14 protein-coding genes, 1 pseudogene and 1 riboswitch are annotated in these 14,602 nt (G+C 69.3%); of the genes and pseudogenes, 9 read left to right on the top strand and 6 right to left on the bottom strand.

Annotated elements, in window-relative coordinates; translation table 11 throughout:
• The first annotated feature begins 45 nt into the window (after window positions 1–45).
• The 3 genes from ABIS05_RS13335 (at window position 46) to ABIS05_RS13325 (ending at window position 3,512) form a co-directional block, all read left to right on the top strand.
• Window positions 46–1,383 (top strand): hypothetical protein, encoded by a 1,338-nt coding sequence (locus tag ABIS05_RS13335; RefSeq protein ID WP_348013608.1) that lies wholly within the window; start codon window positions 46–48, stop codon window positions 1,381–1,383.
• Window positions 1,380–3,134, top strand: a complete 1,755-nt coding sequence (locus ABIS05_RS13330; protein ID WP_348013607.1) for a hypothetical protein — start codon at window positions 1,380–1,382, stop codon at window positions 3,132–3,134. Before ABIS05_RS13335 ends, ABIS05_RS13330 begins: the two co-directional genes overlap by 4 nt.
• A 177-nt stretch (window positions 3,135–3,311) precedes the next feature.
• Window positions 3,312–3,512 (top strand): hypothetical protein, encoded by a 201-nt coding sequence (locus tag ABIS05_RS13325; protein ID WP_348013606.1) that lies wholly within the window; start codon window positions 3,312–3,314, stop codon window positions 3,510–3,512.
• A gap of 256 nt (window positions 3,513–3,768) precedes the next feature.
• Here the strand turns inward: ABIS05_RS13325 and metW are convergent, their stop codons facing one another.
• From metW to ABIS05_RS13310, 3 genes are all read right to left on the bottom strand, one after another.
• On the bottom strand, window positions 3,769–4,344 hold the full coding sequence (metW, locus tag ABIS05_RS13320; protein ID WP_348013605.1) for a methionine biosynthesis protein MetW: 576 nt from the start codon (window positions 4,342–4,344) through the stop codon (window positions 3,769–3,771).
• Window positions 4,341–5,480 (bottom strand): homoserine O-acetyltransferase, encoded by a 1,140-nt coding sequence (locus ABIS05_RS13315; protein ID WP_348013604.1) that lies wholly within the window; start codon window positions 5,478–5,480, stop codon window positions 4,341–4,343. The genes metW and ABIS05_RS13315 overlap by 4 nt, the downstream gene beginning before the upstream one ends.
• Window positions 5,481–5,523: 43 nt before the next feature.
• Window positions 5,524–5,599, bottom strand: a riboswitch (SAM riboswitch).
• A 2-nt stretch (window positions 5,600–5,601) separates the two neighbouring features.
• Entirely contained in the window at window positions 5,602–7,161 is a 1,560-nt protein-coding gene (locus tag ABIS05_RS13310) for a methyl-accepting chemotaxis protein (RefSeq protein ID WP_348013603.1), read from the bottom strand.
• Between the two features lie 139 nt (window positions 7,162–7,300).
• Between ABIS05_RS13310 and ABIS05_RS13305 the strand changes: the two genes are divergently transcribed.
• The 5 genes and pseudogenes from ABIS05_RS13305 (at window position 7,301) to ABIS05_RS13285 (ending at window position 11,391) form a co-directional block, all read left to right on the top strand.
• Complete coding sequence (locus ABIS05_RS13305; RefSeq protein WP_348013602.1) at window positions 7,301–7,930, top strand: TetR family transcriptional regulator; 630 nt, start codon at window positions 7,301–7,303, stop codon at window positions 7,928–7,930.
• A gap of 11 nt (window positions 7,931–7,941) precedes the next feature.
• Window positions 7,942–8,883 carry an HlyD family efflux transporter periplasmic adaptor subunit gene (locus ABIS05_RS13300; RefSeq protein WP_348013601.1) on the top strand — a complete coding sequence of 314 codons (942 nt, stop codon included), beginning with the start codon at window positions 7,942–7,944 and terminating at the stop codon, window positions 8,881–8,883.
• Window positions 8,880–9,542, top strand: a pseudogene (gene ccmA, locus ABIS05_RS13295) (heme ABC exporter ATP-binding protein CcmA); the annotation flags it as partial. The gene ABIS05_RS13300 and the pseudogene ccmA, both read left to right, overlap by 4 nt.
• A gap of 219 nt (window positions 9,543–9,761) precedes the next feature.
• Window positions 9,762–10,889 carry an ABC transporter permease gene (locus ABIS05_RS13290; protein WP_348013600.1) on the top strand — a complete coding sequence of 376 codons (1,128 nt, stop codon included), beginning with the start codon at window positions 9,762–9,764 and terminating at the stop codon, window positions 10,887–10,889.
• Window positions 10,890–11,082: 193 nt separating this feature from the next.
• Window positions 11,083–11,391 (top strand): hypothetical protein, encoded by a 309-nt coding sequence (locus ABIS05_RS13285; RefSeq protein ID WP_348013599.1) that lies wholly within the window; start codon window positions 11,083–11,085, stop codon window positions 11,389–11,391.
• A gap of 77 nt (window positions 11,392–11,468) precedes the next feature.
• On the opposite strand, the gene ABIS05_RS13280 is transcribed toward ABIS05_RS13285, so the two are convergent.
• On the bottom strand, window positions 11,469–12,089 hold the full coding sequence (locus ABIS05_RS13280; protein ID WP_348013598.1) for a glutathione S-transferase: 621 nt from the start codon (window positions 12,087–12,089) through the stop codon (window positions 11,469–11,471).
• Window positions 12,090–12,131: 42 nt separating this feature from the next.
• Between ABIS05_RS13280 and ABIS05_RS13275 the strand changes: the two genes are divergently transcribed.
• Complete coding sequence (locus ABIS05_RS13275) at window positions 12,132–12,623, top strand: hypothetical protein (RefSeq protein ID WP_348013597.1); 492 nt, start codon at window positions 12,132–12,134, stop codon at window positions 12,621–12,623.
• Here ABIS05_RS13275 and ABIS05_RS13270 read toward each other — a convergent pair.
• Window positions 12,613–13,998, bottom strand: coding sequence for an amidase (locus ABIS05_RS13270; protein ID WP_407074897.1), 1,386 nt, complete (start codon window positions 13,996–13,998; stop codon window positions 12,613–12,615). The two genes, ABIS05_RS13275 and ABIS05_RS13270, sit on opposite strands and share 11 nt — an antisense overlap.
• On the bottom strand, window positions 13,998–14,543 hold the full coding sequence (locus ABIS05_RS13265; protein WP_348013595.1) for a peroxiredoxin: 546 nt from the start codon (window positions 14,541–14,543) through the stop codon (window positions 13,998–14,000). The genes ABIS05_RS13270 and ABIS05_RS13265 overlap by 1 nt, the downstream gene beginning before the upstream one ends.
• Window positions 14,544–14,602: the final 59 nt, after the last annotated feature.

The raw sequence follows: 14,602 nt of genomic DNA, 5'->3' as shown, positions 1-14,602 counted from the left end.
ACTACGGGCGACGTTCGTCTTGTTGACCGCTTAGGCTCGACATCAATGAACCGCTTGTTACTCATCGTTCTGCTGGCGCTGCTGACCGGCTGCGCCTCCGGCCCGAAATTCACCGTCGATGACGGCCGCAAGGTCGACGAGACGCTGCTGGCCGGCATGCGCGCCTATGGCGCGGGCGAGCGCCTGATCCGCCCGGCCATCGCCCGCAGCGCCGCGCTCAAGGACAAGGAATGCGACAAGCAGTGGGAGCTGCCCTTCGCCGTGGCCACCAGCGAGGGCTGGAGCGACAACGACCGCGTCGCCTGGGTGCGCGCCCTGCAGGTGGACGAGCGGTTGACCCTCATCGCCGTGACCCAGGACTCGCCCCTGCCCGTGGGCACCCGGCTGAACCGCATCGGCGACCGGGCCAGCGACGACGGCGAAAAGCTGCTGGAGTTGCTGGCCGAGCTGCGCGACGCCGGCAAGCCCTTCAACGTCGGCACGACGGAGGGCAAGACCGTGCTCATCAAGCCCTTCGAGGTCTGCCGCGGCTACACGCGCTTTGCGCCACCCAACACGCCGCAGCTGCAGGACTACCACTGGCTGCTCAGCCTGCACCCGCTGGAGGTCATCCAGGCCGAGCCCACGCCCGACGAGGCGCTGTGGGCCGTGCTGTGGACTCAAGGGCTGTCGGAGGAAGGCGGGGCGCGCATGAAGACCTACCACTACGCCATCAAGATCGCCGGCACCCTCTACAACCTGGCCACGCTGGCCTCGGGCGTGAAGGCTGCCGCGCTCGCGGCCGACGCCGCCATCTCCGCCGCCAAGAGCGCTGCGGCGAACGTCGCCACGGACTTCCTCAAGCAGCAGCTCATCGAGCAGGGTCGGGCTCTGGCGACGCAGAAGATCCGCGAAGGCCTGGTGGACGCGGCGACGCAGCTGACGCGCCAGCAGGTGCTCAACGTCATGCAGGCCGCCGCCGCCAACCGGGGGTCGCTGTCGGGCATCTCGCGCATCGCCGCCACCACCTTCGAGCGCGCCGACGCCTGGGCCTTCTCGCGCATGGCCGCGCTTGGCGCGCCGCCGCTGGCCGGCTTCACGCTGCACCAGAAGCTGGTGGAACGCAGCCTGGCATCCAACGCCCTGCTGTTTGACGCCGACCGGCTGGCCGCGCTGAACAAGGTGGCCGCCGCACGCGGCTTCGAGCGCGAGATCACGGCCATCCTCGGCGGCTTCCGCCCCGACGCGCTGGTGGCCGAGATCGGCGCCATGCCGCTGGCCTCCACGCAAGCCAGCTTCTCCTTCGACAACCCGGACGACCCGGGCGCCGGCCGTTTCTCACGCGGGCTGATCGACGCGATGCTGGACATGCCGGCCGAGTCCGGCGCGCGCAAAAAACAATGAAGCTCGTCCCCGCCGTACTTTTGAGTCTTTGCCTGGCCCTGGTGGCAGGCACCGCTGCACGGGCACAGACGCCGCCCGAGCCCGCTGCCTCCGCCGCGTCCGCGCCTGAACCCGCCGCCTCCGAGCCCCAGGTGGCGCCGGCCCCACCGCCGCCCAGCTGCCCCCAGCTGAGCAGCCGCGCGCTGTCGGCCGACCTGAAGGCGGCCACCGCGCAGTCGCAGAACCAGCCGCTGCAGCTGCAGGTCCAGCTCTACGACGAGGCCGTGGCGCAGTGGGGCGCGGCCATCGCCGCCTGTGACGGCCGCGCCCGCGAGCGCGCCCAGCGCAACCTGGCCGACAGCCAGAAGGCCCACGACGCGCTGGCCGAGAAGCTGCAGTCCGGCAGCCAGTGCGAGAGCGCCCACCGCGACGCCAGCGCGCTGCAGGAGCTGGCACGCGGCGCCTTCAGCGAACGACGCTTTGCCGAGGCGGCGAGCCTGTACCGAAAGTCCGAAGGCATGTGGGAACTGGCCGCCGAGCAATGCAACGGCAGCCAGCAGCAGACGGCCCAGCGCCGCCGCGAGCAGAGCGAGATCGACGGCTACAACGCCGAGTTCTGCGCCCCGCCCTTCGAGCGGGCGCGGGAGTTCTCCGGCAAGCTGCGCAACAGCGCCGCCGCGCTGCCGCTGGCCGAGCGCCAGACGCAAAGCCAGATCGGCGAGACGCTGTGGCGCGACACCGCCAGCCAGTGCAAGGGCAGCGCCCAGGAACTGGCCATGAACAACGCGCAAGCCCTGGCCCGCGAGCGCGGCACGCCGTGGGTCTCGACGCCCCTGCCCGGCGCGCCGCCGCCCGCCGTCGTGGCCGCCGCGCCTAAGCCGGCCGTCACCGCCGCCGCAGCGCCGGGCAAGCCCGCCACGGGCGCGGCTGCTGCTGTGACCGCTGCCGCGACCACGCCGATGCGCCAGGCCGCTGCGGTGCCCATCGTGCCGCTGGCCAAGGCCGTCACGCCAACGCCCGCACCTGCAGCGGCGCCCGAACCCAAGCTCTTCGACCGAACGGCAGGCGATACGCGCTACCTGGGCCAGTTCGTGCGCAACGACGACGACACCGTCACCGGCACCGGCCGCGTGGAATGGAAGAACGGCGATGTCTACGAAGGCCCGCTCGTGCGCAGCCAGCGCCAGGGCGTGGGCGAGATCCGCTGGGCCAGCGGCCAGCGCTACAAGGGCGAGTGGGTGAGCGACCACGCCACCGGCCGCGGCCTGATGGTGTTTGCCAACGGCAACCAGTTCGAGGGCACGCTGCTGGACGGCCAGCCCGAGGGCGAAGGCAAGCTGACCTATGCCTCCAACGACGCCTACACCGGCCAGATCCGCCAGGGCCTGCCGCACGGCAAGGGCAGCTACGTGTGGATGAGCGGCCAGCGCTACGAGGGCGACTGGGTCAACGACAAGCCGCAGGGCATGGGCAAGATGCGCTTTGCCAACGGCAACCAGTACGAAGGCCAGCTCAGCGCCGGCCTGCCCCACGGCCGCGGCCGCATGGTCTTCCCGAGCGGCGACATCTACGAAGGCACTTTCGAGGCGGGCAAGGCGCATGGCGAAGGCAAGTACGCCTGGACGAGCGGCGAACGCTACGAAGGCGCCTGGGCGCGCGGCCTCAAGCACGGCAGCGGCGTCTTCCACTGGCCCAGCGGCGACCGCTGGGAGGGTGTCTTCAAGGATGACGAACGCACCGACGACGGCGTCACGATCCGCAAAGGCAGCTGAAGATGGGCGACCCTCGCCCGGTCTTGCCCCGCTGAACGCGGGCAGCCCGGCCGGCCCCCCAAAGGGACAGCGATGCTTACGGCATTAAGCCGCAAGCACACCGCCTCAGGCGGGCCGGCTTGGGGGCGGCCCGCAGAATCGCGGGGATACTTTCACAACCCTTGAAGGAGACTGTTCATGAAGACTCTGCTCACCGCCGCCGCCCTCGCCATCGCCTTCCTGGCCCCTGCTGCCGAAGCCCGCGTGGCCAAGCATCAGGACACCAGCCACATGAGCAGCGCAGTCAAGGCCAAGACCGCCAAGAAGACCAGCAAGAAAGCCGGCAAGGCCAAGCACAAGAAGCACGCCAAGGCGGGCGCGCACAAGACCGGCTTCTGACCCAGCCGCACACTGCGGGCGGCCTTTGCGCCTTCGGGCCGAGCGCCGGGCCGCCCCCAAGCCGGCCCGTCTGGCGATGCTTGCGGCTCAATGCCGCGAGCATCGCCGCCCCCTCGGGGGCTGAGGCCGGACACGGCGAGTCCTGCGGACTTGCCGTGCCTGCCGAAGGGCAGCCGCTCTGTCGGCTGCGCGGTCTGCAAGACCGACCAGACTTGCCGGCGTTCAGCCGGAGCAAGCCTGGGCGAGGGGCCTCAAGTCACTCCCGCTCGAACTTGAACACCGCCACGCTGGCCATCAGGTTGGGTCGGTTGCGCACGACGCCGCCGTTCTGCAGGCCGAAGCTGTCGAGGATCTTGAGTCGGTTCTTGCGCGCCAGCACGCCGAAGTCGGCGAAGGTGCCGACGCGGATGTTGGGCGTGTCGTACCACTCGTAGGGCAGGGCCCGCGTGACGGGCATGCGGCCGAACAGCACCTGCAGCCGGTTGGGCCAGTGGGCGAAGTTGGGGAAGCTGACGATGCCCATCTTGCCGACGCGCGCCGTCTCCTTGAGCATGGCCTCGGCATTGCGCAGGTTCTGCAGCGTCTCCAGCTGCAGCACGACGTCGAAGCTCTGGTCCTCGAAGATGGCCAGGCCTTCCTCCAGGTTGCGCTGGATGACGCTGACGCCGCGCTTCATGCAGGCCAGCAGGTTGGCGTCGTCCAGCTCCACGCCGTAGCCGCTGCAGCCCTTGTGCTTGATGAGGTGCTCCAGCAGCTCGCCGGTGCCGCAGCCCAGGTCGAGCACGCGCGAGCCGGGTGGCACGAGGGCCGCGATGGCGGGGTCGAAGCTCATCGGACCACCTCCGCCGCGATGCGCTGGAAGTAGGCGCGCAGCACGCCGTGGTAGCGCGGGTCGTCGAGCAGGAAGGCGTCGTGGCCGTGGGGGGCGTCGATCTCCGCATAGCTCACGTCCAGCCGGTTGTCGAGCAGCGCCTTGACGATCTCGCGCGAGCGGGCCGGCGAGAAGCGCCAGTCGGTCGTGAAGCTGGCGATGAGGAACTTGGCGCGCGCGGTGGCGAAGGCGCGGGTCAGGTCGCCGCCGTGTTCAAGCGCGGGGTCGAAGTAGTCCAGCGCGCGGGTGATGAGGAGATAGGTGTTGGCGTCGAAGTAGTCGCTGAACTTGTCACCTTGATAGCGCAGGTAGCTCTCGATCTGGAACTCGATCTCCTGGGTCGAGTAGCCGAGCGCCCCACCCTTGAGCTCGCGGCCGAACTTCTCGGCCATCACGTCGTCGCTCAGGTAGGTGATGTGGCCGATCATGCGCGCCACGCGCAGGCCGCGCTTGGGCACCACGCCGTGCTCGTAGAAGTGGCCGCCGTGGAAATCGGGGTCGGTGACGATGGCGCGGCGCGCCACCTCGTTGAAGGCGATGTTCTGTGCCGACAGGTTGGGCGCCGTCGCGATGGCAATGCAGTGTCCGACGCGCTCGGGGTAACGCAGCGCCCAGTCCAGCGCCTGCATGCCGCCGAGCGACCCGCCCAGCACGGCGGCCAGCTTCAGGATGCCGAAGCGCTCGACGAGGCGGGCCTGCGCATCCACCCAGTCCTGCACGGTGACGACGGGAAAGTCCGCACCCCAGGCCTTGCCGGTTGCCGGGTTCACATGCATGGGGCCGGTGGAGCCGAAGCAGGAGCCGAGGTTGTTGACGCCGATGACGAAGAACTTGTCGGTGTCCAGCGCCTTGCCCGGGCCGATGAGGTTGTCCCACCAGCCCTCGCTCTTGGCCTGGCCGGCGTAGGTGCCGGCCACGTGGTGGCTGGCGTTCAGCGCGTGGCATACGAGCACCGCGTTGCTGCGCTCGGCGTTGAGCTCGCCATAGGTCTCGACCGTCAGGTCATAGGCCGGCAAGCTGGCGCCGCTGCGCAGTGGCAGCGGTTCGTCGAAATGAAAACTCTGCGGCGATACATCGCCGACGCTCAGGCCCGTCATTGGCCTCACTCCAATAAAAAAACCGGTGCCACTTGCGGGACGCCGGTTGATCTCGGAGCCCTGTTTAGCGGCATTTATAAAGCGCCCGCAATCCGGAACAAATCGGCGCTGTGGCGGGATTCTAGAACCTGAACTGCGCCACCGCGCCGGTCAGCAGCTGCAGCTGCTGCTTCAGGCTGTCGGCCGCCGCAGCGGACTGTTCCACCAGGGCCGCGTTCTGCTGCGTCATGTGGTCCAGCTGGGAGACGGCGCCGTTGATCTGGCCGATGCGCGCGCTCTGGTCGGCAGCGCCCTCGGCTACCTCGCCGATCATGTCGCTGACCTTCTGCACATGGTCGACGATCTCGTGCATCGTCGTGCCGGCGTGCTGCACGAGGCGGGTGCCAGCCTCGGTGCGCTCCAGGCTGGCGGCGATCAGCGACTTGATCTCGCGCGCCGCGCCGGCCGAGCGTTGTGCCAGCGCCCGCACCTCGCTGGCAACGACGGCAAAGCCCCGCCCCTGCTCGCCGGCACGCGCCGCCTCCACGGCCGCGTTCAGCGCCAGGATGTTGGTCTGGAAGGCGATGCTGTCGATCACCCCGAGGATGTCGCCGATGCGGCGCGAGCTGGTGTTGATCTCGTCCATCGTCGTGACGACCTTGGCCACCTCCTGGCCGCCGCGCCGCGCCACTTCGGCGGCGCCTTCGGCCAGCTGGCGCGCCTTGCCGGCCGCGTCGGCACCGTGGCGCACGCCGCTGGTCAGGTCTTCCATCGAGCTGCTGGTCTCCTCCAGGCTGGCAGCCGCCTGCTCGGTGCGCTGGCTCAGGTCCTGGTTGCCCGAGGCCACCTCGCTGCTGGCCGTCTCGATGCTCTGGGCCGAGGTCTTCACCTGTCGCACCAGGTCACGCAGGCTGGATTGCATCGCGTCCAGCGCGCGCAGCAGGTCCGACGCTTCATCGCGGCCGACGACGCGGATGTCGTTGTCCAGGTCACCGCTGGCAATCGACTGGGCCACGCTGCTGGCGTAGCGCATCGGGCTGGTGATGGTGGTGGAGTTGATCAACGTCAGCGGCACCACGAGCACCATGACGACCAGCAGCACCGCCCCCGAGCGCCAGCCGATGCGGCTCATCTCGGCATTGAACGCAGCCTCGGTGGACTTGGTCTGCGCATCGATAAGGCCGGCCACCTTCTCCACGCGCTTCTCGATCTCGCGCATCGCGGCCTTGGGCCGGTTCAGCATGCGGTCGGCCACCTTGGCGGTGTCGAAGCCACCGGCCTCGATCTGGCTCAGCACCGGCTGGGCGGCAGTGCGGTAGTCCTGCAGGAACTTCAGCGCCTCCACGGCGACGGCCTTGTTGTCCTCCTGCTTGCCGTCCTGCAGGCCCTGCAGTGCGGTTGCCAGGCGCTGAGCGGCGGCGTCCCAGCGCTGGCGGAACTGCTTCACCTGGTCGGGGTCCTCGTAGGCGATGACCATCTGCTTTTCTTCCAGCCGCACATCGTTCAGGCCCTGGCGGATGGCGCTGAGCTGCTGCAGGTCGCGCATGCCATGCGTCGTCACGTCGACATTGAGCGCCATCAGCTGCCGGCCACCGAGCAGGCCGGTCAGGCCGAGGGCCGCAAACATCAGCAGCACCATCGCGATGGCGCCCTGCATGCGGGTGCGGATGGTGAAGCTGCGCATCCAGGTGGCGAAGTCCATGGCTTGTTCTCCTTTGCGTCTGCTCGGGCAGTCTTGCTGACTCCGATCCTAGGGCCTGTTGACGCTACGGCAACGGGTCGCCGCAGCCCGAACAGGCCCCAGCTTGCCGTTATTGGTCAGTCGACCAATAATCACGCCCATGCCCCGCCCCAGCCAGGATCAGGACCAGGCCTTGCTCGCCGCCGGAGCCGCGCTCTACCCGCAGCTCGGCTGCGCCGGCCTGTCGGTGCGCCGTGTGGCCGAAGCAGCCGGCGTGAACCCGGCCATGGTCCATTACCACTTCGGCAGCAAGGACGCCTTTCTGCGCGCACTGCTGCAGCGGCACTACGAGGAGATGTTCAGCGCGCTGTCGCTCACCAGCCAGGGCGAGGCCGATGTGATGGAACGCCTCGCGGAGGCGCTGCTGGGCGTGGCGCGCTTCGTGCGCGAGCACCGGCCGCTGATCGCCCGCGTCTGGGCCGACGCGCAGACCGGCGAGGCCGTGGCACAGGACTTTTTGCGGGCCAACGCGCCGCGGCACCTGGGCGTGTTGATGGCCTTGCTGCAGCAAGCCGAAGCACAAGGCCGCCTGCCGCAGCGGCCGCTGCTGACGCGCTTTTCCTTCCTGATGGGCGCCGTCGTCGCGCCCGTCGTGCTGGTGGGCGGCATGGTGTCTGTCAAGGCCGTGCCACCGCCGCTGCTGGCCGCTGTCGACGCCGACGTGTTGTCCGACGACGCCCTGCAGCGCCGCATCGAATGGGCCTTGCTCGGCCTGGCCAGCGGCGTTTGACGGAGATGCCCATGAGACTTGCTCTGTTGTTGATCCCCGCCCTGCTGGCCGCCTGCGCACCCAAGCAACCCGAAGGCTGGACGGGTTATGCCGAGGCCGAGCTGGTCTATATCGCGCCACCGGTGGCGGGCCGGCTGACGACGCTGGCCGTGCGCTCGGGCGAGGCTGTGACCGCCGGCCAGGCCCTCTTTGAGCTGGACGCCACGCCCGAGCTCGCTGCCGACGCCGAGGCGCGCGCCCGCGCCCAGAGCGCCCAGGCCCAGGCGCAGGACACCGACAAGGGCCGCCGCGCGCCCGAGGTGGCCGTGACGCGTGCGCAGCTCGACCAGGCCCGCGCCGCCGAGCGCCTGGCCAGCATCGACCTCACGCGCCAGCAGGAGCTACTGGCCCAGGGCTTCGTCGCCAAGGCGCGTGTGGACGATGCGGCGACGACGCTGGCCCAGGCCCGCGCCCGCGTCGTCGAACTGGACGCCGCCGTGCAGGTGGCCCGGCTGCCGGCGCGCGACGACGCGCGCAATGCCGCCCGCGCGTTGGCGCAAGCCGCCGAGAGCGGCCGCGCGCAGACCGCCTGGCGCGTGGAGCAGAAGCGCCAGAGCGCGCCCATGCCAGCGCGCGTGCAGGACGTCTTCATGCGCCCGGGCGAATGGGTCGCCGCCGGCCAGCCGGTGCTGGCCCTGCTGCCGCCGGCCAACCGCAAGGCGCGCTTCTACGTGCCGCAGTCGGTGGTGGGCAGCCTCAGGCTCGACGCGGCGGTGAGCCTGCACTGCGACGGCTGCGGCCCTGCCATCGCCGCGCGCATCAGCTTCATCGCCGCCGGCCCGGAGTACACGCCGCCGGTCATCTATTCCAACCAGCAGCGCGACAAGCTCGTCTTTCTCGTCGAGGCGCGGCCGGTGAAGGCGGGGGACGCGGAACGCTTGCATCCCGGTCAACCGTTGGACGTCACTCAATGACTGAGCTGGCCATCGACGTCAAAGGGCTGAGCAAGTCCTACGCCGGCCGCAAGGTCGTGGACAACGTCGACATGCAGGTCGGCAGCGGCCGCATCGTCGGCTTCCTCGGCCCCAACGGCAGTGGCAAAACAACCTCGCTGCGCATGCTCTGTGGCCTGCTGACGCCCGATGCCGGCGAGGGCCAGGTGCTGGGGCTGGACTTCCGCCGCCAGGCCGCCGAGGTCAAGCGCCAAGTCGGCTACATGACGCAGAAGTTCGGCCTCTACGAAGACCTCTCCATCCGCGAGAACCTCGACTTCGTCGCGCGGCTGTTCACCATGCCCAACCGCCGCGAGGCCGTCGATGGCGCGCTGGAGCGACTGGGGTTGACGACACGCGCGAAGCAGCTCGCCGGGTCCCTCTCCGGCGGCTGGAAGCAACGCCTGGCGCTGGCCGCCTGCCTGCTGCACAAGCCCCGCCTGCTATTGCTGGACGAGCCCACCGCCGGCGTCGACCCCAAGGCGCGGCGCGAGTTCTGGGACCAGATCCACCAACTCGCCGGCGAGGGCATCACCGTGCTCGTCTCCACCCATTACATGGACGAGGCCGAGCGCTGCGACGAGCTGGTCTACATCGCCTACGGCCGCATCCTCGCCCGGGGCGCGGCGGCAGCCATCGTGCAAGAAGCCGGCGCGAGCGATCTCGAAGACGCCTTCGTCAAGTTGGTCGGGCAGGCCACCGACAACTTTGCGGAGCCCCACTGATGTCAAGACAAATCAACACAGCCACAGAGACACAGAGGCACAGAGAAACAGCGCGTTTTCTCTGTGCCTCTGTGTCTCTGTGGCTGTGTTCTATAAGGCTCGGGAATCGAAACCTCGGCGCCAGCGCCCACTGACATGCAAGCCCTGGCCCGCACATTCGCCATCGCGCTGAAGGAGGTGCAGCAGATGCTGCGCGACCGCCTGACGTTTGCGATGGCGGTGGGCGTGCCCATCATGCAGCTGGTGCTGTTCGGCTACGCCATCAACACCGACCCCAAGGGCCTGCCTACGGCCATCGTGGCGCAGGACACCAGCCCGATGGCGCGCAGCCTCGTCGCGGCACTGCAGACGAGTGGCTATTTCCATGTCGTCGAGAGCGGCATCTCGGAAGCACGCGGCGACGCGCTGCTGCAAAGCGGCGACATCCAGTTCCTCGTCGTCGTGCCGGCCAACTTCGGCGCCCGCGTCGTGCGTGGCGAGAAGCCGGCGGTGCTGATCGCCGCCGACGCGACCGACCCTTCGGCCGGCGGCAACGCCATCGCCGCGTTGAGCCAGCTCGGCACCACCGCGCTGAACCGCGACCTGCGCGGCGCACTCGCCTCACGCGCGCAGCAGCCACCGCCCTTCGAGGTGCGCATCCAGCGCCGCTACAACCCCGAGGGCCTGTCGCGCTACAACATCGTGCCGGGTCTTGTCGGCACCATCCTGACGATGACGATGGTCATGCTGACGGCGCTGGCGATGACGCGCGAACGCGAGCGCGGCACGATGGAAAACCTCCTCGCCACGCCGGTGCGGCCCATCGAGGTGATGGCCGGCAAGATCCTGCCCTACGTCGTGCTCGGCTATGTGCAGCTCGGCGTTATCCTCGGCGCGGCCTTCCTGCTGTTCAACGTGCCGATGGTGGGCAGCGTGCCGCTGCTGCTGGCCATGATCGGCGTCTTCATGCTGGCCAACCTGGGCGTGGGCTTCACGTTCTCGACGCTGGCGCGCAACCAGCTGCAGGCGCTGCAGTTGACGTTCTTCTTCTTCCTGCCGTCGATGCTGCTATCAGGCTTCATGTTCCCGTTCCGCGGCATGCCGCAGTGGGCGCAATACCTTGGCGAGGTGTTGCCGCTGACGCACTTCCTGCGCATCGTGCGCGGCGTGATGCTGAAGGGCTCCGGGGCGGCCGAACTGCTGCCGGAGCTGTGGCCGATGCTGGCCTTCCTGGCCGTGGCCGGGAGCGTGGCGCTGCTGCGCTATCGGCAAACGGTGGATTGAACGGCGGCGGGGTGAATCCATGCGCGGCCAGCGCCACCCGTCATCTGGCATATCCGTTTGCATAACCAATTAGCTGCGGCGTTTAAAAAACTGGTATCGCTCGCCAGCGTAAGCCCGCGCTATGCAGCACGGCTGATTCCACCCACCATGCCGCCGCCACATCGGCAAACTCAAACTCACCAAGGAGTTATTCATGAAACGTGCTTTCTGGTCCCTCGTCGCCCGGCCAATCCTGCTGGCGAGCACTCTGGCGACTACCGTGGTGTCGGCAGGAACCTGCCCTGGGATGCCCGCCAGCCAGATCCCGGTCGCCTGCCATTCCAAGGCAACGGCAATGTCGGAGCAGGCGTACACCTACGTCTACAACGCCGTCATTCAGTCGTGCGCTCCAAGCGGTGCTCCCAACTGCCCTTACTACGCCAGCCAGGAAGCCACCAAGGTCAAGAATTCCGTCTATGCAACCCAATACAACCAGTGCGTTTCTTCCGGCGGCCCCTGCTGACCGGCAGCAACAGAGCGTGCGCATGACCTGAGCACACGAGGTGGTGGCCTGCCGGCCGCCACCGACAGCCGATGGCATCAGGACCAGTGGCGCTGGAAGACTTGTGCCACGTCCGGATGCTGCTCGACCCGCAGCAGCTGCGCGTGGAAGGCCGGCCGCTGCGCCTGCAGATGCGACCGCGCCCCCGACCACCGCGACACGACCGTGGCCAGCAGCTCCAGCGCGCCGGGCGAGTCGGCATTGAAGCCGCGCTCGAACGCGTCTGCGAACAGGCCCCAGTGGTGATGCAGCCGCGCCCGCGTGCCGGCCACGATCTGCGCCTTCGTCGCGTCGTCGCAGGGCTCGCACCAGCGCTCCGGGTAGTCGATGACGCTGATGGCCGCGTAGCAGTTGGCGGCGATGTAGACCAGCCCCCGGATCGCCAGCGCCCTGGCGCTCGCCTCGGCCGGCAACAGCAGGCCTGGCGTGGCCGTGAGGCCTAGGTGGATGAGGATGGCCGCGCTCTCCGTCAACACCGTGCCATCGTCGAGCAGAAGCGTCGGGATCTGGCCAAGCGGGTTGACGCGCAGCAGCTCGTCGTACGCGGGGCCGGGGTTCCACCTGGCCGCGTCAAGCACCGTGTAGGCCAGGCCGGCGCGGGCCAGCGCGGCCTCCACGACGGCTGAACCAGAATTCTTGCTGCCGTACAAAGTCAACATGGTCCTGACTCCTTCATCGAGCGTGCAAAATCGTCTCACACCATGAGCCCTTCGCCGACCCTGCCCTCGCCGCGCCGCCCGGCCTTCAAGCCGAGCTTCGGCCGCGTCAGCGTGGGCGTGCAGGGCCGCGTGATGATCTCCATCGCCGAGGGGCCGTTCGACGCCGAGCTGATGGCCGCCACCAAGCGCGCGATCGCACTGGCCGGCCAGCGGCTGCCGGCCGACCGGCGCTTTGGCGACCTGCTCGAAATCCGCGGCAACCTGCACATGGGCGCCGACGCGCTGGGTGAGCTGCGCGCCAGCATCGAGAGCTTCTCCAATCGTGGGCTCGTGGCCATTTCCACCGTCTTCCTCGTGCCGGCCGGCCTGCCCGGCATCGAGCGCCTGCCGGCGCTGATGGACATCTGGCGCAGCAGCCGCCCGGTGCGCCGGGCCGACAACTTCGACGCCGCCTGGGCCCTCGTTAACGCCGACCTGATCGCCGCCGGCCTGCCGCCGCAGGAGCCGCCGCACGGTTCAGGCGTTAGGCCCTGAAAGGCCAGGCGCGCTGCGCCGGCCGCAGTTGTTCCCACAGCGCACCCAGCGCCAGCACGCCAGCGTCGTCGAAGCGGCGACCGCTGATCTGCAGCCCGATCGGCAAACCAGCTGACGTGTAGCCCGCGTTGATGGCCAGCGCCGGCTGTTCGCTCATGTTGAAGGGCAGCGTGAAGGCGATGTGCTCGAAGGGTCGCGACGGATCGTGCAGCGGGCTGGCCTGGTGGGCCGGGTAGGCGGGCATGGGGCTGACGGGCGAGAGCACGAAGTCGAAGGGTTGAGGCCCGTCCATGGCTGCATTGGCCGCCTCGCGCAGCGCCTGCATCTGGCTGTAGCCGTGGAAGACGGTTGCGCCGTCGTAGCCGGCGGCGGATGCCACCCAGTCGAGGATGTAGGGCAGCACCTTGGCGCGGCGCTCGGGCGGCAGGGCCGAGATGTCGAGCCAGGAGCGCATGCGCCAGAAGCGGTCGATGCCGTTGGCCATCTCGCGCGTCGTGAAGCCGGCCAGCGGTTCGACGACGGCGCCGGCCTGCTCGAAGGCGAGCGCGGCGGCGCGGACGGCGGCCTCGACTTCGGGCTGCACGGCATCGCCCCAGCCGGCGTCCAGCATCAAGCCGATGCGCAGGCCGCGCAGATCGATGGGCCGCGGCAAGACCTGGCCCGGCGGCAATTGCGTCGGGTCGCGCGCATCCGGCTGAGACAGCACCGCCAGCATCAACGCGGCGTCGGCCACGGTGCGCGTCAACGGCCCGGCGACGCGGCCGGCATAGCCCGGCTTGATGGGCACGCGGCCATGGCTGGGCTTGAAGCCGACGAGGCCGCACCAGCCGGCCGGCAGGCGGATGGAGCCACCGATGTCGGTGCCCAGGTGCAGCGGGCCATAACCGGCTGCCGCAGCGGCGGCGGCGCCGGCGCTGGAGCCGCCCGGTGTCATGCGCGCGTCCCAGGGGTTGCGCGCGGGTTCGGGGTAGAGGCTGGAGAGGCCCGAGCTGAGCATGCCGTAGTCGGGCATGGTGGTGCGCGCCCAGGCAATGGCGCCGGCCTCACGCAAGCGAGCGGCGGGCGGGGCCTCGAAGTCGGCCACGGCATCGCTCAGCGTGGCGGCGGTGCCCAGGCGGTAAGCGGCGCCGGGCACGGCGATGTTTTCCTTCAGCGTGACGGGCAGTCCGTCCAGCGGCAGCGCGGTGCCGGCGCGCCAGCGGGCCTCGCTGGCGCGGGCCGCGTCGAGCGCGCCCTCGGCATAGACGGCGCACAGCGCATGCAGCTCCCCTTCGCGCCGCTCGGCCTGCGCCAGCACGGCCTGCATGACCTCGACGGGCGACAGCTCGCCCGACCGGTAGGCGGCCAGCAGCACCGCCGCGTCGAGGCCGGCGATCACTTCTTCAGCTTCTCGGCCGCCTTCAGCATCGCGTCGATGTGGCCGTCGGGGTCCATGCTGGCGTGCACGGCGGCGACCTTGCCGTTGGGCGCGATGAGGTAGGAGATGCGGTCGGCCATGGTGCCGGGCACCATCTTCAGCGCCACGTCGTAGTCCTTGATGACCTTGCCGGCCGCGTCAGCCGCGACGGCGAACTTGCTGCGGCAGGCCTCGACGCTGAACTTCTTCAGCGTGTCGATGTCGTCGTTGGACATGCCGATGACGGTGGTGTTGAGTGCCTTGAACTTGTCCGTCGCCTCGGCGAAGTTGTGCGCCTCGACCGTGCAGCCGCTGGTGAAGGCCTTGGGGTAGAAGTACAGCACCACGGGGCCTTGCTTGAGCGCGTCGGCGAGGTGGAACTTGAAGGGCTGGCCACCCACCGCGGCATCGGCGCTGAAGTCGGGGGCCGCCGCGCCCACGGCGAGCGCGGCGTGGGCAGGTCCGGAAAGCGCAAACGCCAACAGCGCAAGCGCAGCTGCCGGACGGATCGATGGCAAAAACATAACGACTCCAAATGGTGAAGAATCACGATCAGCCTTGGGCCCTCGCCCGGCCGGATGCG

Source organism: Roseateles sp. (assembly GCF_039929605.1).
In the GTDB taxonomy this organism is placed as follows: domain Bacteria; phylum Pseudomonadota; class Gammaproteobacteria; order Burkholderiales; family Burkholderiaceae_C; genus Pelomonas.
This window is presented reverse-complemented; position numbering and strand designations above follow the sequence as displayed.